The sequence below is a fragment of the Blautia caecimuris genome, assembly GCF_024622975.1.
Taxonomy (GTDB): domain Bacteria; phylum Bacillota; class Clostridia; order Lachnospirales; family Lachnospiraceae; genus Blautia_A; species Blautia_A caecimuris.
The window spans coordinates 32,170-52,854 of the sequence record NZ_JANJZT010000017.1 but is presented as its reverse complement, the minus strand read 5'-3'; the positions used below and the strand labels follow the sequence as shown (position 1 = coordinate 52,854).

Below are 20,685 nucleotides of genomic sequence, written 5' to 3'. Positions count from 1 at the left end.
TTATCAGCTTCTCTCTGCAGCACATTTTCAACACATTTTTCCCAAAGCCTAAAGCTCGCAGAAAAATTCGAAAATACTGCTGAGATCACTTCTGATACAGCCTCTTATTAAATACGTTCTTCAGATTTTATCTAAATTAAACGCGGGACAGATACTCTCCTGTTCTTGTATCAATTTTTAATTTATCTCCCTGATTTACAAACAGCGGAACCTGTACCTGTGCGCCTGTCTCAACAGTTGCCGGTTTTGTAGCTCCCTGAGCAGTATTTCCTGCAAAACCAGGCTCTGTCTCAATTACTTCAAGCTCAACAAAGAGAGGCGGCTCAATTGCAAATACATTGCCGTTATGAGAACAGATCTTAACGATCTCGTTCTCTTTTACAAACTTCAGAGAATCTCCAACCTGATCTGCTGTAAGCGCGATCTGATCGTAAGTTTCCACATTCATAAAGTTGTAAAGGTCGCCATCGTTGTACAGATAGCTCATATCCACACGGTCAATACGAGCCTGTGGGAATTTCTCTGTAGGACGGAAGGATTTCTCCAGAACAGCCCCTGTAATAATGTTTTTATATTTTGTTCTGACAAAAGCAGCACCCTTTCCAGGTTTTACATGCTGAAATTCAACGATCTGACATACATTTCCTTCAATTTCAAGTGTGACACCGTTTTTGAAATCACCTGCTGAAATCATAATTTATTTCCTCCTTATTGTAATGTTCACTACCCATCATTCTATAATACCATAGCGGTTTTTTCAACTGTTTTTTTCGTATGCCGCTAATTTTTCCTCAATTTCATGAACCAGCTCCTCAAATGGCTTCACTCCTGTCACCACCTGAATGTCCGCAAACTTCTGATAAACAGGATCTCGCTGCTTAAGAAGCTTTTTGATCTTATCATCCCGGTCTTCTCCATCCAGAAGCGGATCTTTGCTGGAGCCTTCCAGTCTTTTTTTCAGTGTTTCCAGTGATCCTTTCAGATATACCACTGTACCCAGCTCTTTCAGATATTTCTGATTCTGTTCCTGAAGCGGAAGCCCGGATCCCAGAGAAATCACTCTTCTTTCACTGTCATTGATCAGTTCCTTCAGCGCCATTGTCTCCAATGCCCGGAAAAACGGCTCTCCAAATTTCTCAAATATCTCTCTTACTGAAAGATTCATTTTCTTTACAATTAATTTTTCAAGATCTACAAAAGGCAGTCCCAGATCTCTGGAAAGCTGCTTGCCTACTCTCGTCTTACCTGAACCCATAAACCCGATGATCACCACATGGTTCATAAAGTCCCCTCCTCTTTCCTGTAAAAATAAAGTACGATTCTTTCCAGATATCGTTTTAAAACGATCTGGATCTCTTCTTTCGGATGGATCGGCTTTACAAGAATATTACGGATTCCCGCTCTTTTTGCTCCATAGATATCTGTAAAAAGCTGATCCCCGATAAAAACGGTGTTGGAACAGTCTGTTCCCAGCAGTTCCATGGCTTTCTGATAATTGCGTACTGCCGGTTTATGTGCGTTTTCAATAAAACGCTCCCCTATTTTTTCATTAAAAGAAGCTACTCTCTGAATCTGGTTATTTGATAAGAAGCAGCTTTTAAATCCGATTTTTCGAAGGCGCTCAAAGAGCTCTACTGCCCGTTTATCTGCCGGTGCCCCGTGAGGCACCAGCGTATTGTCGATATCGAACAGAAGCCCTCTGACTCCCTCCTGATATAATTTTTCATAGTTCACTGCATAAGCAGATTCCAGATATTCATCCGGGAAAAAACATCGAAACATTTTTATCTCCTGCTCTACTTTTTTCAGCGCTGATCAAGCGGCACATATTCCGCTGCTTCCAGCACATTTTTGTATGCGGGACGAATGATCTTGTCTGTATTGATCAGCTCCTCCATACGATGAGCGCTCCAGCCCACAATACGTGCCACCGCAAACATCGGTGTATAAAGCTCCAGAGGAAGATCCAGCATACTGTACACAAATCCACTGTAAAAATCCACGTTGGCGCTGACGCCCTTGTAAATACGGCGCTCTTCTGCAATAACCTCCGGTGCCATTTTTTCTACCATGGAATACAGATTGTAATCCTTCATCCTGCCTTTTTCTTTTGCAAGACTTTCCACAAAGCTTTTAAGGACTTCAGCTCTGGGGTCGGATACAGAATAGATGGCATGACCCATACCATAAATCAGCCCCCGTCTGTCAAAGGCCTCTTTGTGAAGAAGGCGTCTCAGATAATTGCGTACCTCGTCCTCATCTTCCCAGTCATGAACCTCCTTTTTCATATCCTGGAACATACGGATCACCTTAATATTGGCACCGCCGTGCTTTGGTCCCTTCAGTGAACCCAGAGCCGCAGCAATGGCAGAATAGGTATCTGTTCCAGAAGAAGAAACTACATGTGTGGTAAATGTAGAGTTATTACCTCCGCCGTGCTCCATATGAAGAATCAGAGCCAGATCCAGGATCTTGGCTTCCAGATCTGTATATTTCTTGTCAGGTCTCAGAATACGAAGGATATTCTCTGCTGTAGACAGTTCTTTTTTGGGATTATGAATATACAGGCTCTTTCCTCTTATATAGTGGTTGTAGGCCTGATATCCGTAAACAGACAGAAGCGGAAATACGCTGATCAGATTCAGGCACTGGCGAAGTACATTCGGAAGAGAAATATCATCCGGATTATTATCATAGGAGTAAAGGGTCAGCACACTTCTGGAAAGAGCATTCATAATATCCCTTCCCGGCGCTTTCATTACTACATCACGGACAAAGTTTCTCGGAAGAGAACGCTGATTCGCAAGAAGCTGATTAAATTCCTCCAGTTGCTTTTTATCAGGCAGCACACCAAATAAAAGCAGATATGTAGTTTCTTCAAAGCCAAAACGATCGTCCTTTACAAATCCTGCTGTCAGGTCTTTGATATTATATCCTCTGTAATACAGACTTCCTGCACAGGGAACTTCTTTTCCATCCACTACATTCACTGCCTGAACATTGGAAACCTGGGTAAGCCCTGCAAGGACACCCTTTCCGTTAATATCACGCAGTCCTCTTTTTACATCGTATTTCCCGTAGAGTGACAGATCAATGCTGCTGTGATCCTTACACATTTCTGTCAGCTGTTCAATCTCCGGTGTTACTTTCATGTTAAATCCTGTCATACATGATTTCTCCTTTCACATTTCACTTCTGTCCGATCAAGGCCCCTCCTCATTCCTTTCTACTGTTGTTGTTCCAACAATATCCTCAATTGACAGTATACCATTTTTTTTCATTCCGGTCTACAAAAATAAATTCCCGCTTCTGAAAAGCTTCCGGAATGCTTCTGGAAAAATTTTCACAATAAACCGGCTCTTCTCTTCCATAATTTTTTACAGAAAATTTTCACACTGCTCTTTTCAACCTTACCACTTTAGTGTATAATAGCATCATTGCTGACAGATATCTGACAGCAAAAAACTCGGATAAAAATGGATGAGGAGGAATTATTATGTCTTACACAGAAGAGGTATACGAAAGAGTCGTAGCACAGAACCCGGGTGAACCGGAATTCCATCAGGCAGTAAAAGAAGTTCTGGATTCCCTGAAGGTAGTCATTGACAAAAATGAAGAAGAATACCGCAGACTTTCTATTCTTGAACGTCTGGTAGAGCCGGAACGAATCATTTCCTTCCGTGTTCCGTGGGTAGATGACAGCGGAAAGGTACAGGTAAACAAAGGTTATCGTGTACAGTTTAACAGCGCCATCGGACCATACAAGGGAGGACTTCGCTTCCATCCGTCTGTAAACCAGAGCATTCTGAAGTTCCTTGGCTTTGAACAGATCTTCAAAAATTCTCTCACAGGACTTCCTATCGGCGGCGGCAAGGGCGGTTCCAACTTTGATCCCAAAGGCAAATCCGACAGAGAGGTTATGGCGTTCTGCCAGAGCTTTATGACTGAACTCTGCAAGTATATCGGCGCTGACACAGACGTACCGGCAGGCGATATCGGTGTAGGCGGACGTGAGATCGGCTATTTGTACGGACAGTACAAACGTATCCGCGATCTCAGCGAAGGCGTTCTTACAGGAAAAGGTCTTACCTACGGCGGATCACTTGTACGTACTCAGGCTACCGGTTACGGCGTTGTTTACATTCTTGATGAGCTGATGAAGGCACACAATGATGAACTCAGCGGAAAAACCGTGATCGTCACAGGCTCCGGAAACGTTGCGATCTACGCTGCCGAAAAAGCGACACAGCTTGGCGCAAAGGTTGTTGCAATGTGCGACTCTAACGGATATATCCATGATTCTGAAGGTATCAAGCTTGATATTGTAAAAGATATTAAAGAAGTAAAACGCGGACGTATCAGAGAATATGCTGACCGTGTAGAAGGAGCATCCTTTACCGAAGGCGTTGGCATCTGGAACATCAAATGCGACGTATACCTTCCCTGTGCAACTCAGAATGAGCTTGGCCTCGATGCTGTTAAGACTCTTATTGCAAACGGCTGCAAATACATTGTAGAAGGTGCAAATATGCCTACTACTCTGGACGCTACGGAATATGCTATGGAAAACGGCGTTCTCTTCCTTCCGGGAAAAGCATCCAATGCAGGCGGCGTGGCTACCTCAGCTCTTGAAATGAGCCAGAACTCCATGAGACTTTCCTGGAGTGCAGAAGAAGTAGACGAAAAGCTCCACGGCATTATGAAAGATATCTACAAAAAGATCGACGATGCCGCACAGCGCTATGATATGAAAGACAATTTCGTTGTAGGCGCTAACATTGCAGGATTTGAAAAAGTTGTAGATGCAATGAAAGCCCAGGGTATCGTTTAATCCTCCCAGTTCTTAATAAAATTAACGAAAAACTGCCGCAGACAAAGTGCTGATAAACGCTCACTTCTGCTCTGCGGCAGTTTTTATTCTCTTTATGTTCCCAAAAAGTTTTTCATGCTTTTCAGCGCATTTTTTTCCAGACGGCTGACCTGGGCCTGAGAAATCCCTACTTCCTCCGCCACTTCCATCTGCGTTTTCCCGTCATAAAAACGCATTTCTATAATATGCCGCTCTCTGTCTGAAAGTCTTTCCAGTGCTTCCCGAAGCGAAAGGTTTTCCACCCATTTTTCCTCCCTGTTCTTTTTATCACTGATCTGATCCATCACATAAAGAGTATCTCCGCCCTCTGTATACACCGGTTCAAAAAGACTTACCGGATTTTGGATGGCATCCATTGCATAAACGATCATTTCCTTTTCGATTCCTGTTTCCTGAGAGATTTCTGCGATCGTAGGCTCTCTCAGATGCTGCTTTGTATAATTTTCTCTGGCATAAATGGCCTTATAAGCAATATCCCGCAGAGAACGGCTGACGCGGATACTGTTATTATCTCTTAAATATCTTCGTATTTCTCCAATGATCATAGGCACTGCATAGGTAGAAAATTTAACCTGCAGTGTTGTATCAAAATTATCAATGGCTTTCATCAGTCCGATACATCCGATCTGAAACAGATCGTCTGCATTTTCATTGCTGTTCTGAAACCGTCTGATCACACTTAATACAAGTCTTAAATTTCCTTTGATGTACTGCTCTCTTGCTTCTTTGTCTCCCTCCTTGATCCTGCGGAACAATTCCTCCTTTTCCTCGGGCTTCAAAACAGGAAGCTCAGAGGTATTTACTCCACAGATTTCTACTTTATTAAGCGCCATCGAAACATCCTCCTTCTCTCTTTTGCTTATTAAAAGCTTTCTCAGAGACAGGGAGAAATATACTTTTTTCGGAAAAATATAAAAAATATAAGCCCTTGACAGCTTATGTCAGGTGTTCTTTGCGAAAACATTTTTCCTCCTGGATCTGGACCAGAATGATATCATCCCCAATCTGGCAGATACATTTCCAGGGGATCACATACTCGCTTTCTCTTCCAAAAAAGCTGCACAGCCTTCCCGGTCCGGGAACCACCAGCGCTGTGATCTGGCCGGTCTTACAGTCAAATTCCACATCAATGGGACATCCCAGGCATCGGCAGGTGCAGGTATTAATGATTTCTTTTTGTTTCAGCTCACATAAGCGCATAACAGCAACCGTTTTTTCTCAAATATATGTAAAAAAACGCCAGATTATGCATTTCCATTTGTTGACATAAAAAGTAAAATTATAGTATAATGTGCCCATAACAGCAGGGTTTGGAAGGTTTTGCATATCTCTGCTCAACTGGATAGAAAGGGGACAATGCCATGAAATGTCCGTTTTGTGGTCGGGACAATACCAGAGTTGTAGATTCCAGACCTGTAGAAGACACCAATTCCATCAGAAGAAGACGTATGTGTGAATCATGCGGAAAGCGCTTTACTACTTACGAAAAGGTAGAAACCATTCCGTTAAGCGTTATAAAAAAAGACCAGAACCGTGAACCCTACAGCCGCAGCAAAGTTCAGGACGGGATTCTCCGCGCCTGCTATAAACGGCCTATTCCGGTAGAAAAAATAGAAGAGATCATGGATTCTATAGAGGGAGAAATCTTTGACCGGGCTGACAGAGAAATTTCCAGCAATCAGATCGGCGAGATCGTCATGGAACACTTACAGGCGCTGGACGCAGTTGCTTATGTTCGTTTTGCCTCCGTATACAGAGAATTTAAGGATGTCAGTACCTTTATGGAAGAGCTGAAAAAATTTATGGAACCATAATCCGCAGGAGATAAAAATCCCCTTAAACAGACCTGGGCTCATTGCCCTGTCTGTTTAAGGGGATTCTTTTTTTTCTGATCCTGTTTTTATAAATTCCATCAGGCGGTTTCTGATAGATTAAATCCTGTAAATTCCTGTATTTTTTATTCCCGGTTATCTTTTTCCTCAGTCGGAAACCATCCGAAATCCACACATCTTCCCAGATCCCAGCTGTCCCATCCGATCCAGCCTTTTTCGTTTACCGTATCTGTAAGAAGCTTGTAGCTCCAGTAAAAATATCCGCTTCCTTTTTTCCAGGCATTTAACTGAGCCTCTGCCACAGCCTGATAAATCTGCTTTTTCTCCTGTACTCCCAGAGCTTCCTTCCGGCTTCCTTCCTCTCCATTAAGTACACTTCTGCCGCCTTTTGTATCGCAGCCGCAGGCATAAGAATTAAACAGGCACCATTCTCCGCAGATCACTGGAAAATACTGCTCCATCTCCTGAATTTCTTTTTCATAATGCTCCCGGATATATTCCTGATATGCCTCCACGTTCTGTTCACAGCCCTCAGCCTCTGCCATCATCAGATACTGGTGGGTGTCAAGAACCACATTCACATATTTTTCTTCCTGCATAAAATCCTTCCAGGCAAGAAGCTCAAACCCGTCATGGATCACTATGTATTTTTCTTCCGGAAGGAATTTCCTCATTCTGTCATAGGCTCTCACATAAAAATCCTTCAGAAATTCCAGTGTACAGGGGCCGGAGCCTTCTGCCATGTCTTTATCTGCCGCCGGATAACGGTTTGGCACATCAAATAATTTCCAGGCGCGATCCATAACCGGCTCATTAATGGCCTCGATTCCCCAGAGCCCTTTTCTGTTTCCGTATCTTTCTGCCAGACGTTCCAGAACAGAAAGCACAAATTCCACTTCCTCTGGACTTTTCGACCATCTGCACACACCGCAGATACCTCCGTTATCAAAGCCATTCTGTCCCAGAGGCGCAGTATGAAGGTCAAGAAGAATGGTAAGCCCATACTTTTCCGCCCAGTTAAAAGCCTTATCCAGTTCCTTTATGCAGCCTGTAAAGGGTTCTCTGTCCCCAAATACAAAATACGGAACCGGGATACGGACAGCCTCCATTCCCATTGCCTTAATGGTCACAAAATCTCTTTCCGTAATATATTCTGAACGATGGATTTTAATCCTTGCCTCATAAACCTCCCGTGAAAGCTTACGGGGAAGCCAGTATTCATCTTCCGCATCCGTACCCTCAAATAAAACAGGACTCATCCATTTTTCCAGAACCAGCCAGTTTCCAAGATTTACACCTTTTATAAACATTTTATCTCTCCTCTTTTAACAGATAAATTCCCGGAATGCTTCTTCTACAGCTGCCTCATCCTCTGTATCTGCCATAAGCTCCAGAGGCAAATCCAGGTCAAGGCTGAAAATTCCCATAATGGATTTTGCATTCACATAATATTTTCCACTGGAAAGATCCATATCACAGTCAAACTTCGAACAGATTGCATTAAAGCTCTCCACATCGCTGATATTAACCAGTTTTACTTTTCTTTTTACCATAATTCCTGCCTCCCTTTATTCTACTGCCGCAGTTTCGTCTGCCTCGTAATCAAAAAAATCAAAGTCTGCTGTGTGACGGTGCATCATGCGGTCACCGCAGGTAATTCCCACAAAAGCCCCTGTAAATTCCCCAAACTGTGAATACTCATCAGAAAATTTACTGGTGTCAAAGCAGGGACCGATCTCTGTATAATGTTCCCCGTCCATAGACCACCGGAACTGAGATTTTCTGCCGTTGATCTGCAGACGCATATAAATTTCACAGCCATCCTCCACAAGGGTCCGGGCATCACTGAACTCCTTTTTTTCGCCGTTTTCCACCTGAAGTACGGAAACAGCCCCATGTCCCAGAGTATCGCTGAAATATTTATAAAGATAAATAAAATTCATATTGTCATAATAGAGGATCAATCCTGCCGTATGCTGATAGGAAAGAGGTGTAAAATCAAGCTTTGTGGTAATGCGGGCCTGCACGCTGGTAAGCTTTCTTGCAAGAAGGCTCACCTGGTTTAAGGAGCATCCGGATTCCTGTCCCCGAAGTCTCGCCCATCCCGGTCTTGAGGTAAGATCCACAAAGCCTGCCGGATCAATTCGCGGCGCATAATAACCGATCTGAAGAGTTTCCCCGTCAAAATCATCATGAGCCGGAAGCTTACTTGCCGGGCTCTCAGGAAGAGTACTTTCCTGAACAAACTCCTGAGCCATATTGCCGCCCTTCTCCATACGAAGCCATCCATCCTCAGTCCACTTCATACGCTGAATGGCAGTTTCTCTTCCAAGAGTACAGCGAAGCTCAGGCACAAACGGACGCGCAGTCAGATGAACCATCCAGGTCTCTCCGTTCGACAGATCTACATAGCTGGCATGACCGGATTTTTGAAGCACACTGTCCGGATTATAATACCTGGGTTTTAAATGATCCCAGTCTGACCGTTCATTAAAATCTCCGGGACTTGATGTAAGGATCGGATTGCAGGGATCCGGCTCATAGGGTCCCCAAATATTTTTTGACCTGCCCACAGTTACGCTGTGATAATAACCGGTGCCGCCCTCTGCGCACATAATATAGTAATAATCCCCACGCTTTGTCAGATGAGGCGCTTCTATACATCCTCTGTCCGTGCCTCCTCTCCAGAAAGCTTTTGGCATACCCACAATAGTTTTTTTCTCCGGATCATACTCTACGATATTGATAGGCCCGGGTTTTTCATAAGCTGTCCTTGTTTCCCAGTCAAGGGCCACGATATATTTTTTTCCGTCATCGTCATGGAACATAGAGGCGTCAAACCCGGTGGAATGAAGATAAACCGGCTCACTCCAGGGACCTTTGGGATCCTTTGCGGTAATAAGATAATTATCCACATCAAAATATCGTGCATTCATGGAATTCATAACACCGTATACCACATAAAAAAGCTCATCTGCCTCACAGTAGGTCAGGCACGGCGCCCAGATACCCTTTGCGCTTGGAAGCTTTCTGAGATCCGGCTCCCTGTCATTCTGAAGCGCATGGGAATAAAGCTCCCAGTTTTTCATATCTCTGGAATGGTAAATGGGAATTCCCGGAAACCATTCAAAAGAAGATACTGCAATATAAAAATCATTTCCTTTTCTGCAGATACAGGGATCTGCATGAAATCCCGGAAGAATCGGATTCTGAATCATTTTTACCTCCTGTATACTTATCTGCCGGCAGCTCTCTCATGAAGATCACGGATAATGCCGTCAAATTCTTTATCCAGATTATAGAAACGCAAAATCACAAAGCAGGCAATAAATACAACAATGGGAATCCACACAAAACAGAGTCTGATAGAAAACAGTGCGGAAGATGACTGTACTGCCGCTTCTCCCACGTATCCGCCGATTTCAAGGATAATACCCAGAAGCGCGGAGCCTATGCCGTTTCCGATTTTGTAGCCAAAGCTGCAGGCGCTGTTTACCAGTCCCTCTGTACGGTGTCCGGTTTTCCATTCACCATAATCAATAGTGTCAGAAACCATTGCCCAGATTGTCGCTCCTCCGCAGGCATTTCCAATTCCACGGATCACACTGGAAATTACGATCACCGGCATGGTGCTTCCGCCAAATTCCAGAACCAGCATTCCAACAGCTGACAGAATCAGACCCAGAGAGAATACATTTCTTTTTCCGAATTTCTTTACAAGTCCTGCAATAAAAAACATTGCCGCAATCTGAATGGCATTGTAAATTCCGTTGATTGTACTTACCAGATTTTTATCGCCAAGGATATCCTTTGCATAATAGACAGTTGTTCCTCCGTTTACTGCATAATACAGGAAAAATAATGCCAGAACACAGGTCATCATGATCCAGTATTTATTTGCGAACAGAGATTTGATTCCTTCCGCAAAGGAAACCGGCTCTGCTTCTCCGCTGATCTCTGCAACAGAATGCACTCTCTCCTTGGTTCCGATAAAAGTAAGAAGAAAAGCAATCACTGCCAGAATTCCCAGCACTGCAAAGGTTTTTGTCCAGGCAGCCGCATTATCGCCGAAAAACTCTACCAGAGGAAGTGTCACCATATTAATCGTCAAGGTTCCTGCTGTTGCCAGAAGATTTCTGAAAATACTCAGTACAGATCTCTCATAGGGGTTCTGTGTCATTAACGCATTCAGTGAAGAATATGGTACGTTAATTGCTGTGTAAACCACAGTAGAAACAAGGTTGTAGGTAATAAATACATAAACAAGTTTAGCTGTTGAGCCAAGAGAAGCAGGTACGGAAAACAGAAGAATTCCTGCCAGCGCAAACGGAATACACATTCTCAAAATCCACACCCTGGCTTTTCCGTGCTTTGATTTTGTACGGTCCACGATCATTCCCATGACAATATCGCTGATTCCGTCAAATACACGGGATATCAGCATGATCGTACCTACTGCCGCCGCATTTACTCCTGCGTAATCTGTATAGTAAAAAAGCAGGAACGCAGACATTGCCGTGTAAATAATATTGCAGCCGAAATCTCCGCAGCCGTAACAGAAGCGTTCAAAAAGAAGTGCCGGAGTCAGTTTTCTTTTTTCGTTCATTATTCTCCTCCTATTCAGAAATTTTCCTTTAAATTTCTGTGTGATCATTTGTATTTTTCCTGTCTCTGCGCGCCCAGAACAGCCTTTAGATTACTTGTTGTAACCTATTTGATAAGCATATCATAAAACACTTGCTCCTCTGCTGCCAGATATGATAGTATCTTATCAACAGGTTAATAGTATCTTTTTATAAAAAGGAAAGGAGGTTACAGATTATGAAAAAAATACTGACGCCCACCAACTATGAGCTGATTCCATTAAATGATAAGACAAATGTACGCTTTTTTACCTCCATAGATCCGGGCAGCTATGTGGCTCCCCACTGGCATGATGCCGTGGAGATTGTATATCTTCTGGAAGGTGAGCTGAAAGTCATTGTGGGAAATGATTCCAGAAATCTGAAAGCCGGTCAGTGCGCCATGGTAACTCCAAATCAGATTCACTCTACTCTGTGTACCAGCCCCAACCGGGCAATTGTTTTTCAGATTCCGGAAGCCTTCATGGAAAAATTCATTCCCCATGCAAGAAATTTATGTTTCAGCCTTCAGGATCCGGCAGCCTCACCTGTTCTGCAGAGCAAAGTGGAGCTTTTTAAGGAGACACTGATAAAAATGCAGTTTCTCACAGACCTGCAGCCTGACGGAGCTGTTCTCCGGTTTAACAGTCTGCTTTTTGAGACTCTGTTCCAGCTTTATCATAATTTCTGCACAGAAGCGCCCAAAAAAGACACTGTCCAGCACAGCCGTAATCTGGAACGTCTGGAACCAGTACTGCAGTATATTGCATCCAATTACAACCGCCCGATCTCACTGGAAGAGATTTCCGGAGTTGCCATCCTGCAGCCCAAATACTTCTGTCGTTTTTTTAAAAAATGCATGGGAGTCACCTTTCTGGAATATCAGAACGAAATCCGTCTGTCAAAGATTTATAAGGATGTCACCTCCACCAGTGACAGAATATCTGACATTCTGGAACGCCACGGCTTTACCAATTATAAGCTGTTCCGCCGAATGTTTTCTGAACGGTTTCATGCCACCCCTACGGAAATCCGCAAGCATGTATCCTCGTGAAGCACTTTTTATTGTATAAAAAAGACCCTGAGAAGACAAAATCACTAAGTATTGTCCCTCCAGGGTCTCTTTCTTTATGATATTCTCAGGCATCTTTATGCCCGAATTTTATTACATCAGATGATGCTTCTGAAACGCTTTCCAGATTCCGTCCTCAGTTACCTTCGGACAAACCTCATCCGCAATCCTTTTTACAGCTTCACTTCCATTTTCCATACAAATGCTTAAGCCTGCTGTTTCCAGCATTTCCTTATCATTCATACTGTCTCCGAAGCCTACTGAATCGCTGACTGGGATCTGCAGATACTCACATACCTTTCTCACTGCGGTTCCCTTGTTAAATTTACGATTGATCAGCTCCAGATTTACCACGCCATGAGAAACATCCTGAATACAGAACAAAAACTCTTCTTCAAGCGCCTTCCTGGGAGCGTCCAGTCTTTTCATAGAAGGGCTTGTCGCCACAAATTTATAGACCGGCTGATTTCTGTATTCCTCTATAGAACGAATAGAAAAAGTCTTTTTTACAAACTCTCTCCATCGAAGAAATTCGCTGCTGACCTGTTCATCTACATCTTTTTCCACAAAGGCTTTAAAGCTGTCACTGGCATAAGCTTCATCTCTGCACTCTGCAATCCAGCATAAACCGCTTTCTGTTAAGGTGTCCATAGTCTTTATCCTCTGCGCATCTGTCATAGGACAATCATAAATGACATTTTCACCGCACAGGATGTATCCTCCGGCGCTTGCCACAACCCCGTCAAATCCGTACTCTAAAAAAGAGGACAGCATTCCATAATTTCTCCCGCTGCAAAGAAATACCAGATTTCCCGCTGCCTGCGCTTTTCTTACTGCTTCAATGGCAGAAGCCGGAGGTTCGCTGTGTCCGGGCTCCGCCAGAGTACCGTCTATATCCAGAAAAATAACTTTTTTGCTCATATATTCTCTCCTGAAAATTCTTTTGTTCTGTGAAATCAATTCCACATCTCTCAAATTATATTTCCAGAATTGAATCTTGTAAACTGGCATTTTATATTAATCTGAATGCTTTTCATCTGTTTCTTTATACATTTCATTCAAATATGCTTTTCCAGCTCCCTTATGACAATTTTAAGTGCCTTGATCCGGGCATATTTTTTATCCACTGATTCCAAAATATGCCAGGGAGCAAAAGAGGTACTTGTCTTTTTCAGCATTTCGTCCACTGCATCCTCATACAGATCCCATTTTTCACGGTTGCGCCAGTCCTCTTCTGTAATCTTCCACTGCTTCTCCGGATTGTTCTGGCGTTCCGTAAAACGGGCAAGCTGAGTATCCTTGTCAATCTGCACCCAGAATTTAATGATCACAGCTCCCCAGTCAGAAAGCTCCTTTTCAAACTCATTGATCTCATTGTATGCCCTTTTCCAGTCATTTTCTGTACAAAAGCCCTCCAGACGTTCCACCATCACTCTTCCGTACCAGGTGCGGTCAAAAATCGCAATATGACCGTCTTTGGGAAGTCTTGTCCAGAAACGCCAGAGATAATGCCGGGCCTTCTCATGAGGCTCCGGACTGGCAATGGGATGTACTTCATAGCCTCTGGGATCCAGAGCTCCTGTTATCCTCTTTATATTTCCGCCTTTGCCTGCCGCATCCCAGCCTTCATAGGTAATGATCACCGGCACTCTCTTCCGGTATAAACGATTATGCAGCTCCCCAAGATGTTTCTGAAGCTGCTTCAGCTCATGATGATACTCTTCCTCGTTCAGTTCTTTCCCCTGAAGCTCTACTTCTGCCAGCTTTGGCATTTTTACCAGAGGAAAAACATTCTGAAGCAGAGGCGAAGAATGCAGACGGTTCTGCATGGCAATCTCAATACTGCTGATCATGGTATCCAGCACCTGAAGCTCCGCCCATTTCCGGTTTCCTGCATCAATAATATACCAGGGCGAGGAAGGAAGATTCGTATCCTTCATATAGCGGTCAAACACTTTTTTGCATTTTCCATAGTGTTTATTCTGCCACCGATCAAATTTTGTTACACGCCACTTTGTGTCCTCCTCTTCCAGAAGACCTTTCATGCGGGAATCCTGTTCTTCTCTGTCAATGTGCATAAAAAATTTCAGCACCAGATACCCGTTATCTGTAAGCTGCCGCTCAAAACGCCGAACACTTTCAATTCTTTTTTCATATTCTGCTTCCGTAAGCTTTTTCTTCAAAACCTCTTCTGTTGTCTGCTCCATCCAGCCGGAATCCAGAAAAGTGAACTTTCCTTCTTCCGGAATCTGCTTCATGTAACGATACAAAAAAGGCTTTCGAAGTTCCTCTTCTGACGGAGATGCCATAGTTGCAACCTTAAAGAATCTGGGATCAATATTTTTTATCACCTTTCCGATCACACTTCCCTTTCCAGCCGCTGCCCATCCCTCAAAAAGTACCAGCACCGGAAGCCGGTGCTCCTTGATCTTTGTCTGGAGATCATAAAGCCTGTTCCTGTTTTTATCAAGCTGCTCCTCAAATTCCCGTTTTTCCGGAATCTCACCCGGCATCCATTCCTTCAGCATATGCTCACCCCGTTTCTCAGAATTTTCTGTTTCGCCTATATTAACTGTTTTTATTTGTAGTATAACATTATTTTCTGTTAAATTCTATGAGATATACATTTTTTCATTATATATATCAATGCTTTTTCCAAGCCATACTCTCATAAATTCATATTTCAAAAAGTTTTCACTACATCTATAACAAAATTTTACATCTTCCACCTAAAATACTCATGCAAATATTTTCTATCACAGCAGCATAAACCGCATCACTTTTTTAATCCTATAAAAATGCAGATTATATAATACCTACATTTCGATAATATATAACCTGCATTTTGAGCCGTCACATTTTTATTTACTTTAATCCAGATGAAAAACTTTTTTGAGATTCACACAAACAGGACTATTATCGGGATTTGTTTCCATAATATCTGCCATATAATCCCACCATTTTTTATTTATCTCTGTTTCTGCGCCCTCACGCCAAAGCTTTTCATCCTCAATCTCAATATAACCAAAAAGTATTAATGAATTGGAATCCAAAAAAATTGTGTAATTTTTTCCACCATACCTATGTATCATCTCTTTCATTTCCGGCCAGAGAAGATTATGACGTTTTTCATATTCCACTTCCTGACCTTCATATAATTTATCACTAAATTATATATGTCTTTTTAACTATCTTTTTATATCTTCTCAAATGTCCGCAAAGCCTTATTTTATCGGCTCTACGGGCATTTTGCCTTTGTGGTAAACCTCACATATCTAGGCTTATCTTCTTATATTTTCCCTGTCAATCGTGGTTAAAATCGTGGTAAATACTTCTATGCAATTAGACGCTGAACCTCTGATTTTGCGGTATCTATGGACGCATGAGCATACCAGTTCATTGTGATACTGATATTTGAATGCCCCATGATATACTGTAAATCTTTCGGGTTCATGTTCTTGCTTGCCAGTCTTGTGCAGAACGTATGGCGAAGCGTATGCGGTGTGATATGTGGCAAAGGGTTGTCCATGTGGTGCTTGTTGTATTTCTTTACCATACGGACAAATAAAGTGCTGTAATCAATCGCAACTTTAGGCTTGCCTTTGGGATTGACAAATAAGAAGTTGCCCCGTCCGTCTATCACAAATGGTTCTGCCTTTGGGCGTTTCTTCATAACCCGTTGAAATGCTTGTATCGTTTCCTTGCTTAATGGCACTTGCCTTGTTCCGCTCTTTGTCTTAGGCGTTTCAATATAGTAGCCCTGTTCCTTGCTCTTTAATAACTGGTGGTCGATAATCACAACTTCATTTTTGAAATCAATGTCGGCTACTGTCAGTCCGCACAGTTCCGAAATACGAAGTCCTGTCTTTAACAGTATCAGTACATCATCGTAATACTTATGATACACGTTGTCCGTCTTGATGAATGACAGTAGTGCTTGTTCCTGTTCCTCTGTCAATGCGACTTTCTTTTTGGTATCATTTTCTAGGACTTCACTCAACTTGAAATCAAAAGGGTTCTTCCTTACACAATCGTCTTGTATGGCGATATAGAATGACGCTTTTAACGAGCGTTTATGGTTGTTAATGGTATTGTAGGAAAAGCCTTTGTCTTTCATGCGTAACGCCCATTCCTTAGCGTCAGAGGGTTTTATCGTATCAATGCTCCTAGCACCCAACTTGTCCTCTTTCAATAACCGCATGAGCTGTTCCCGTTGTTTCTGTGTGCTTTTCTTCACATTTGCCCTCTGTGCGTTCTGTTTGGCGTAGAGTTGGCAAAGCGTCATTTTCTTGCCTGTGCTGTCGATACCGTCCTCAATATCCCGTCTTATCTGCTGTTCCAGTTCACGAAGTGAGGGCTTTTCCCGTTTTCCCTTTGGTGTCGGGTCTGTGGGTGTCAATCTCCAAGCATACACATATTTTGTGTTTCCAAATGCGTCCACATATTTATATAAGTATTTTCCGTCTGTTCGTTGGCTCTCTCCAGTATGCAGGATACGACCTTTGTTATCCCGTCTTTTTTCTTTCATGGTGTCTGCTCCTTTCCTTGTTGGAAAGAGCCTTGATATGACTTGTGTTCATCATAACACATACAAGGCTCATTTGCATTAGATTGCGTCCAATTTATCAATGACCTTTTCAAACTGTCGGCGTTTAATCTGTATGCGGTTGCCATTCATAATGAGCCAGCCAGCGTCCTTGTTTTCCTCTGCCAAGCGTCTTAATTTGTTTTCTCCAATACGGAAATATTTTGACGCTTCTTCAATGGTAAGGGTGTATTTTTCCCATACGGAAATATCGTTGTTATTCATCAGATACCCCCTTTCCCTTGTTTCGTGTCATACTGGATATAGGGGATAAGGTCGGTGCGGTTTATCCTCTGTAAGTGAGCGGTCAGTTTACTGGAAAGGGAAGTGCTGTATCTTGCCTTATCAAGCATAGTTCCCACTTTTTCCAGTCCACCTAATGCGTCATGTTCTTCCAAGAAGTAAAAACTTTTGACAGCGGAAATCACGCCACCCTCTGTAAGCCATTGCTGTGTTTCCTCAAGAGAATTATGTAGTTTCGGTACTTGCAGTTTTAAGACTTCCACAGCCCCTAAAAAGCGTTCCCAAAACCGACATGTTTTCCATCTGCTCTTATTACTTTCATTTCTGTTTGGTACGACAAAGCGTAGGTTGTTTGCCAATAGCCCGAAAGCCAGTTCTCCCAGTTCCAACGGTCTGTCCTTGAATGTCATGGCAAAGGCATGAGCCTTATCATCACGCAGTTGCATTTCTGTCCGTTTCCAACTGCCGACTTCATCAAGCGTCTTATTATGTTTTGAACAGACTTCCTTATCCTTGTCATAAAAGCGGTAGGACAATCCCGATTTTCCAGCACCGATATAAACCGTTTTTGCGGTGTCGAAATCGTCAAACTTGCTTTCATCAAAGTGGTAGCCCTCACTATTGGAAATAAATTCCTCTTTTTCGCATTTCTTCTTTATCTGCTCTATGGTAAAGAATGGCTTTTCGTTCTTATCATCAATGGCAATATCAAGTCTTGTGAAGTGGAAATTATCCAGTCCGTATCTTCTTTCACAATGTTTGAACATATCCCCAAAGGTATAGTTTCTGCTGTTGAGAATACGGAAAATATCATCACAACCTCTGCCAGTCATAACAAGATAACAGCCTAACCCTTGTGGGTTATCCTCTGTTTTTCTTGCGTCCCCCGATACATAAATATCTCCAATCTGCCAGCGTGCTTGATAGGTTTTGTATTTAATGCTTGCCGGATAGATATTGAAAATGTCAGTCGGTAAACCTAAAATGTGCATGATGACATCTTCGGCGGTTGCAGTATCAAATACAATGCTGATGTAATCAATCTTAACGGATAAATTTTTGTGTGTAGTTATAGTGCATTGCTCCTTTCGTATGCCCCGATTTTTTGCGGGGTATAAATTGCATTTTTTCCTTTATTTATCACAGTTTCTAGGTACTATGACATGTATACGCAGGGCGGTGTTACATATACGCCCTCTGCGAACGCCGAAAGGCGTTCCCTTTCCAAAAGGAACTGTCTGTCCGCTCCACGTCTGGGGGACGTGTCCCGTCCAGCCAGCCCCTTTTGGAAACCATGATTTTCGGTCTGATAGTCCATGCCTGTTCATGCTGTCAAAGCGAAAACAACTCATCTATATGCTTACTCAAGTGTGTGATTGACCCTAGCGTGCTTAATCACTTCATCTGATACGATAATAACGCCAGCAGGATTACTTGTCAAGAAGTTTTTATTGACTTTTCAAAATAAAATAAGTATGATAGGCTTATAAACAGAAAGAAAAGCAACGAAAGGAGCGGTTATACTAAGTTATGGAGGGTTATATAAAGAAAATGATTTTCTTAGGAGAGAACATACAGACCATAAGAAAACACAGGAAAATGAAACAGCAGGAGCTTGCGGACAAAATCGGTATCAATATGCAGAGCCTTTCCAAGATTGAAAGAGGGGTAAACTATCCTACCTTTGATACGCTGGAAAAGATAATGGACGTGCTGGGAGTAACGCCCAATGAATTATTGTCGGGAAAATGGAAGTATGTTAATCAAGCCGAAAAGGAAGTCTGCCAGTTTTTAAGGACGGAAGAACGCCTAAATGCAGAGTTGAAACATGGACACTATGATAACTTCTTTGACAGCGAAGAAGAATGGCTGGAGTATGAGCTGGAACAGTTGCGGAAATACATCACAGACTATATCAACGGAACGGAGATACAAGCGTCCGACCTTTACCCTATCAAGGAATTTATCCAGCACTTGAAATTTCAGAAAATATTAAACCGCTATGATGATTTATACAGCATGGATATGTTTGGGGAAAGCACAGACGGACACAAGTACGGTACGCCTTATCAGGTTGTAAAAATGATAAACCCCAATTCAAAAGAAGATATGGAACTGTTACGGGAAGTATTAAGGAATAATCATTTTGATAATGAGGACGAGTAGCCTTTTTTCTTTTCTGTGTTGGGTAATCAAGAGGAAGAAAGAAGTGTGCATTTTCAAGGCAGAAAAATATCAAAGGGTATGCTGATTTTTGTTGTGGCGGATATATGGAACTGTTATAATATGGATATGAAGAAAGCGAATTGGAATTTGTGGAGGAAAGATAAAATGGATAGACCTATTACAACATTGTTTATGCTAATGTCTGTTGATGGGAAAATAAGTACTGGTGCAACAGATGATTTGGATGTAGATAAGGATTTTCCTAAAATTAAAGGCGTTAATGAGGGATTACACCAATATTACGAAATAGAGCAGACAACAGATTTGTGGTCTTTCAACTCGGGTAGAGTGCAAGAAAAAATGGGAGTAAATAAAAAGAAAATACCAAGGAAAACACCGGTTTCCTTTGTTGTAATTGATAATAAACATTTGAATGAAAATGGTATTCGCTATTTTTGTGCTTTATCAAAAGAGTTTGTGCTGATTACGACGAATACAAGACATCCTGCCTTTAACGTAGAGGATGAAAATCTTCATATCATATACCAAAATGAATTATCCTTAAAAGATGCACTTATAAAACTTAAATCGGAATATGGTTGTGAGAGAATAACAATCCAGACTGGAGGAACATTGAATAACTTATTTCTTCGTGAAAAGCTGTTTGATTATGTAGATATTATTATTGCACCTGTTTTGATTGGCGGCAAGGATACTTCTACTCTAATTGATGGAAAGTCTTTGACAGAAGAATGCGAATTATCAAAATTGGGTGTTGTGAAGTTGCAAGAATGTGTAGTTTTGGAGAACTCGTATCTTAGATTACGCTATGAGGTGATTCATTGACAAATCCCAGTTTATATAACTGGGATAGATTTGCAGTTGTGGAGGTGGTTGATTATGGAATATACTAAAAAGAAAAATTGGATAATAGCAATCGCTGTTGCTATCGTTTATTTAACAATAAGTATTCTCTTTGATTTGTGGTTTTTTTCTTGGATTATATGGGTTGCCTATGCAATTTATAGATTTATCGTGAAATAGATAAATCCAAGCTGTTCAGAAGTACAAATCTCAGTTTGACAATTTCATATCCGTACATAAAAAGACACCGCTTAAGTTAAGGGTGTCTTTTTAGCGCTATTTTATTGTCATATCAAGGCTCAATCAATCGTGGTAAATTCGTGGTAAAATGAATGATTTTCTATACTTCAAAATACTTGAAAACATAGTATTTATGTGGATAATCTAAAAATAGATATAAAATTTACAAGAAATCCCTTTATCATTTTTCT

General features: G+C 42.0%; 22 protein-coding genes and 1 pseudogene. 6 read left to right on the top strand and 17 right to left on the bottom strand.

What is annotated here, in order from left to right; all coding sequences use genetic code 11:
* Positions 1-136 precede the first annotated feature (136 nt).
* The 4 genes from efp to NSA57_RS11590 all read right to left on the bottom strand — a co-directional run bounded on the left by efp (position 137) and on the right by NSA57_RS11590 (position 3,167).
* Complete coding sequence (efp, locus tag NSA57_RS11605) at positions 137-694, bottom strand: elongation factor P (protein WP_022066828.1); 558 nt, start codon at positions 692-694, stop codon at positions 137-139.
* Positions 695-757: 63 nt separating this feature from the next.
* Complete coding sequence (locus tag NSA57_RS11600; RefSeq protein ID WP_022066827.1) at positions 758-1,282, bottom strand: shikimate kinase; 525 nt, start codon at positions 1,280-1,282, stop codon at positions 758-760.
* Positions 1,279-1,782, bottom strand: a complete 504-nt coding sequence (locus NSA57_RS11595; RefSeq protein ID WP_022066826.1) for a YqeG family HAD IIIA-type phosphatase — start codon at positions 1,780-1,782, stop codon at positions 1,279-1,281. The genes NSA57_RS11600 and NSA57_RS11595 overlap by 4 nt, the downstream gene beginning before the upstream one ends.
* A 23-nt stretch (positions 1,783-1,805) precedes the next feature.
* A complete protein-coding gene (locus NSA57_RS11590; protein ID WP_257464912.1) occupies positions 1,806-3,167 on the bottom strand; it encodes a citrate/2-methylcitrate synthase in 1,362 nt (453 codons plus the stop codon).
* A gap of 329 nt (positions 3,168-3,496) precedes the next feature.
* Here NSA57_RS11590 and gdhA point away from each other — a divergent pair, with 329 nt between their 5' ends.
* A complete protein-coding gene (gdhA, locus tag NSA57_RS11585; RefSeq protein WP_138270824.1) occupies positions 3,497-4,831 on the top strand; it encodes an NADP-specific glutamate dehydrogenase in 1,335 nt (444 codons plus the stop codon).
* 92 nt (positions 4,832-4,923) lie between these two features.
* Here gdhA and sigG read toward each other — a convergent pair whose 3' ends face one another.
* Together sigG and NSA57_RS11575 are read right to left on the bottom strand one after the other, a co-directional pair.
* Entirely contained in the window at positions 4,924-5,703 is a 780-nt protein-coding gene (gene sigG, locus NSA57_RS11580; RefSeq protein ID WP_022066823.1) for an RNA polymerase sporulation sigma factor SigG, read from the bottom strand.
* Between the two features lie 103 nt (positions 5,704-5,806).
* The gene (locus NSA57_RS11575) at positions 5,807-6,070 is read right to left on the bottom strand and encodes a PRC-barrel domain-containing protein (protein WP_022066822.1); all 264 of its coding nucleotides are present in this window, start codon (positions 6,068-6,070) and stop codon (positions 5,807-5,809) included.
* Between the two features lie 161 nt (positions 6,071-6,231).
* On the opposite strand from NSA57_RS11575, the gene nrdR reads away from it, so the two are divergent.
* Positions 6,232-6,684, top strand: a complete 453-nt coding sequence (gene nrdR, locus NSA57_RS11570) for a transcriptional regulator NrdR (RefSeq protein ID WP_022066821.1) — start codon at positions 6,232-6,234, stop codon at positions 6,682-6,684.
* 143 nt (positions 6,685-6,827) lie between these two features.
* On the opposite strand, the gene NSA57_RS11565 is transcribed toward nrdR, so the two are convergent.
* From NSA57_RS11565 to NSA57_RS11550, 4 genes are read right to left on the bottom strand one after another with little or no spacing between them, the layout of a single operon-like run.
* Positions 6,828-8,012 (bottom strand): glycoside hydrolase family 5 protein, encoded by a 1,185-nt coding sequence (locus NSA57_RS11565; RefSeq protein WP_257464911.1) that lies wholly within the window; start codon positions 8,010-8,012, stop codon positions 6,828-6,830.
* Between the two features lie 15 nt (positions 8,013-8,027).
* Positions 8,028-8,255: an HPr family phosphocarrier protein gene (locus tag NSA57_RS11560; RefSeq protein WP_022066819.1), complete on the bottom strand. Its 228-nt coding sequence runs from the start codon at positions 8,253-8,255 to the stop codon at positions 8,028-8,030.
* 15 nt (positions 8,256-8,270) lie between these two features.
* Positions 8,271-9,920, bottom strand: coding sequence for a glycoside hydrolase family 43 protein (locus NSA57_RS11555; RefSeq protein WP_257464910.1), 1,650 nt, complete (start codon positions 9,918-9,920; stop codon positions 8,271-8,273).
* Positions 9,921-9,937: 17 nt separating this feature from the next.
* Positions 9,938-11,308, bottom strand: a complete 1,371-nt coding sequence (locus tag NSA57_RS11550) for an MFS transporter (protein ID WP_173752965.1) — start codon at positions 11,306-11,308, stop codon at positions 9,938-9,940.
* Between the two features lie 215 nt (positions 11,309-11,523).
* Here NSA57_RS11550 and NSA57_RS11545 point away from each other — a divergent pair, with 215 nt between their 5' ends.
* Entirely contained in the window at positions 11,524-12,378 is an 855-nt protein-coding gene (locus tag NSA57_RS11545; protein WP_257464909.1) for a helix-turn-helix domain-containing protein, read from the top strand.
* Between the two features lie 111 nt (positions 12,379-12,489).
* Here NSA57_RS11545 and NSA57_RS11540 read toward each other — a convergent pair whose 3' ends face one another.
* The 7 genes and pseudogenes from NSA57_RS11540 to NSA57_RS11510 all read right to left on the bottom strand — a co-directional run bounded on the left by NSA57_RS11540 (position 12,490) and on the right by NSA57_RS11510 (position 18,542).
* The gene (locus tag NSA57_RS11540; RefSeq protein WP_173752963.1) at positions 12,490-13,317 is read right to left on the bottom strand and encodes an HAD family hydrolase; all 828 of its coding nucleotides are present in this window, start codon (positions 13,315-13,317) and stop codon (positions 12,490-12,492) included.
* Between the two features lie 137 nt (positions 13,318-13,454).
* Entirely contained in the window at positions 13,455-14,924 is a 1,470-nt protein-coding gene (gene pap, locus NSA57_RS11535; RefSeq protein ID WP_257464908.1) for a polyphosphate:AMP phosphotransferase, read from the bottom strand.
* A gap of 342 nt (positions 14,925-15,266) precedes the next feature.
* Positions 15,267-15,566, bottom strand: a pseudogene (gene rhaM / locus NSA57_RS11530) (L-rhamnose mutarotase); the annotation flags it as partial.
* A 164-nt stretch (positions 15,567-15,730) separates the two neighbouring features.
* A complete protein-coding gene (locus NSA57_RS11525) occupies positions 15,731-16,924 on the bottom strand; it encodes a site-specific integrase (RefSeq protein WP_257464907.1) in 1,194 nt (397 codons plus the stop codon).
* A 78-nt stretch (positions 16,925-17,002) separates the two neighbouring features.
* Entirely contained in the window at positions 17,003-17,206 is a 204-nt protein-coding gene (locus NSA57_RS11520) for an excisionase (RefSeq protein ID WP_257464906.1), read from the bottom strand.
* Positions 17,206-18,267 carry a replication initiation factor domain-containing protein gene (locus NSA57_RS11515; protein ID WP_330671338.1) on the bottom strand — a complete coding sequence of 354 codons (1,062 nt, stop codon included), beginning with the start codon at positions 18,265-18,267 and terminating at the stop codon, positions 17,206-17,208. Before NSA57_RS11515 ends, NSA57_RS11520 begins: the two co-directional genes overlap by 1 nt.
* Positions 18,268-18,380: 113 nt before the next feature.
* The gene (locus NSA57_RS11510) at positions 18,381-18,542 is read right to left on the bottom strand and encodes a hypothetical protein (protein ID WP_162210806.1); all 162 of its coding nucleotides are present in this window, start codon (positions 18,540-18,542) and stop codon (positions 18,381-18,383) included.
* A 212-nt stretch (positions 18,543-18,754) separates the two neighbouring features.
* On the opposite strand from NSA57_RS11510, the gene NSA57_RS11505 reads away from it, so the two are divergent.
* From NSA57_RS11505 to NSA57_RS11495, 3 genes are all read left to right on the top strand, one after another.
* Positions 18,755-19,390, top strand: coding sequence for a helix-turn-helix domain-containing protein (locus NSA57_RS11505; protein WP_008819043.1), 636 nt, complete (start codon positions 18,755-18,757; stop codon positions 19,388-19,390).
* A 165-nt stretch (positions 19,391-19,555) separates the two neighbouring features.
* Positions 19,556-20,236: a dihydrofolate reductase family protein gene (locus tag NSA57_RS11500; RefSeq protein WP_008687246.1), complete on the top strand. Its 681-nt coding sequence runs from the start codon at positions 19,556-19,558 to the stop codon at positions 20,234-20,236.
* Positions 20,237-20,290: 54 nt separating this feature from the next.
* Positions 20,291-20,434 (top strand): WxxxWxxW domain-containing protein, encoded by a 144-nt coding sequence (locus NSA57_RS11495; RefSeq protein ID WP_008687245.1) that lies wholly within the window; start codon positions 20,291-20,293, stop codon positions 20,432-20,434.
* Positions 20,435-20,685 lie beyond the last annotated feature (251 nt).

Excerpts from the sequence above, each read along its gene's own strand:
- NSA57_RS11495 (WP_008687245.1), top strand. The coding sequence starts at position 20,291 with ATGGAATATACTAAAAAGAAAAATTGGATAATAGCAATCGCTGTTGCT.
- NSA57_RS11555 (WP_257464910.1), bottom strand. The coding sequence starts at position 9,920 with ATGATTCAGAATCCGATTCTTCCGGGATTTCATGCAGATCCCTGTATC.
- NSA57_RS11595 (WP_022066826.1), bottom strand. The coding sequence starts at position 1,782 with ATGTTTCGATGTTTTTTCCCGGATGAATATCTGGAATCTGCTTATGCA.
- NSA57_RS11575 (WP_022066822.1), bottom strand. The coding sequence starts at position 6,070 with ATGCGCTTATGTGAGCTGAAACAAAAAGAAATCATTAATACCTGCACC.
- nrdR (WP_022066821.1), top strand. The coding sequence starts at position 6,232 with ATGAAATGTCCGTTTTGTGGTCGGGACAATACCAGAGTTGTAGATTCC.
- NSA57_RS11525 (WP_257464907.1), bottom strand. The coding sequence starts at position 16,924 with ATGAAAGAAAAAAGACGGGATAACAAAGGTCGTATCCTGCATACTGGA.
- NSA57_RS11505 (WP_008819043.1), top strand. The coding sequence starts at position 18,755 with ATGGAGGGTTATATAAAGAAAATGATTTTCTTAGGAGAGAACATACAG.
- efp (WP_022066828.1), bottom strand. The coding sequence starts at position 694 with ATGATTTCAGCAGGTGATTTCAAAAACGGTGTCACACTTGAAATTGAA.
- gdhA (WP_138270824.1), top strand. The coding sequence starts at position 3,497 with ATGTCTTACACAGAAGAGGTATACGAAAGAGTCGTAGCACAGAACCCG.
- NSA57_RS11550 (WP_173752965.1), bottom strand. The coding sequence starts at position 11,308 with ATGAACGAAAAAAGAAAACTGACTCCGGCACTTCTTTTTGAACGCTTC.
- pap (WP_257464908.1), bottom strand. The coding sequence starts at position 14,924 with ATGCTGAAGGAATGGATGCCGGGTGAGATTCCGGAAAAACGGGAATTT.
- NSA57_RS11540 (WP_173752963.1), bottom strand. The coding sequence starts at position 13,317 with ATGAGCAAAAAAGTTATTTTTCTGGATATAGACGGTACTCTGGCGGAG.
- NSA57_RS11565 (WP_257464911.1), bottom strand. The coding sequence starts at position 8,012 with ATGTTTATAAAAGGTGTAAATCTTGGAAACTGGCTGGTTCTGGAAAAA.
- NSA57_RS11600 (WP_022066827.1), bottom strand. The coding sequence starts at position 1,282 with ATGAACCATGTGGTGATCATCGGGTTTATGGGTTCAGGTAAGACGAGA.
- NSA57_RS11560 (WP_022066819.1), bottom strand. The coding sequence starts at position 8,255 with ATGGTAAAAAGAAAAGTAAAACTGGTTAATATCAGCGATGTGGAGAGC.
- NSA57_RS11500 (WP_008687246.1), top strand. The coding sequence starts at position 19,556 with ATGGATAGACCTATTACAACATTGTTTATGCTAATGTCTGTTGATGGG.
- NSA57_RS11590 (WP_257464912.1), bottom strand. The coding sequence starts at position 3,167 with ATGACAGGATTTAACATGAAAGTAACACCGGAGATTGAACAGCTGACA.
- NSA57_RS11520 (WP_257464906.1), bottom strand. The coding sequence starts at position 17,206 with ATGAATAACAACGATATTTCCGTATGGGAAAAATACACCCTTACCATT.
- sigG (WP_022066823.1), bottom strand. The coding sequence starts at position 5,703 with ATGGCGCTTAATAAAGTAGAAATCTGTGGAGTAAATACCTCTGAGCTT.
- NSA57_RS11510 (WP_162210806.1), bottom strand. The coding sequence starts at position 18,542 with ATGGACTATCAGACCGAAAATCATGGTTTCCAAAAGGGGCTGGCTGGA.
- NSA57_RS11545 (WP_257464909.1), top strand. The coding sequence starts at position 11,524 with ATGAAAAAAATACTGACGCCCACCAACTATGAGCTGATTCCATTAAAT.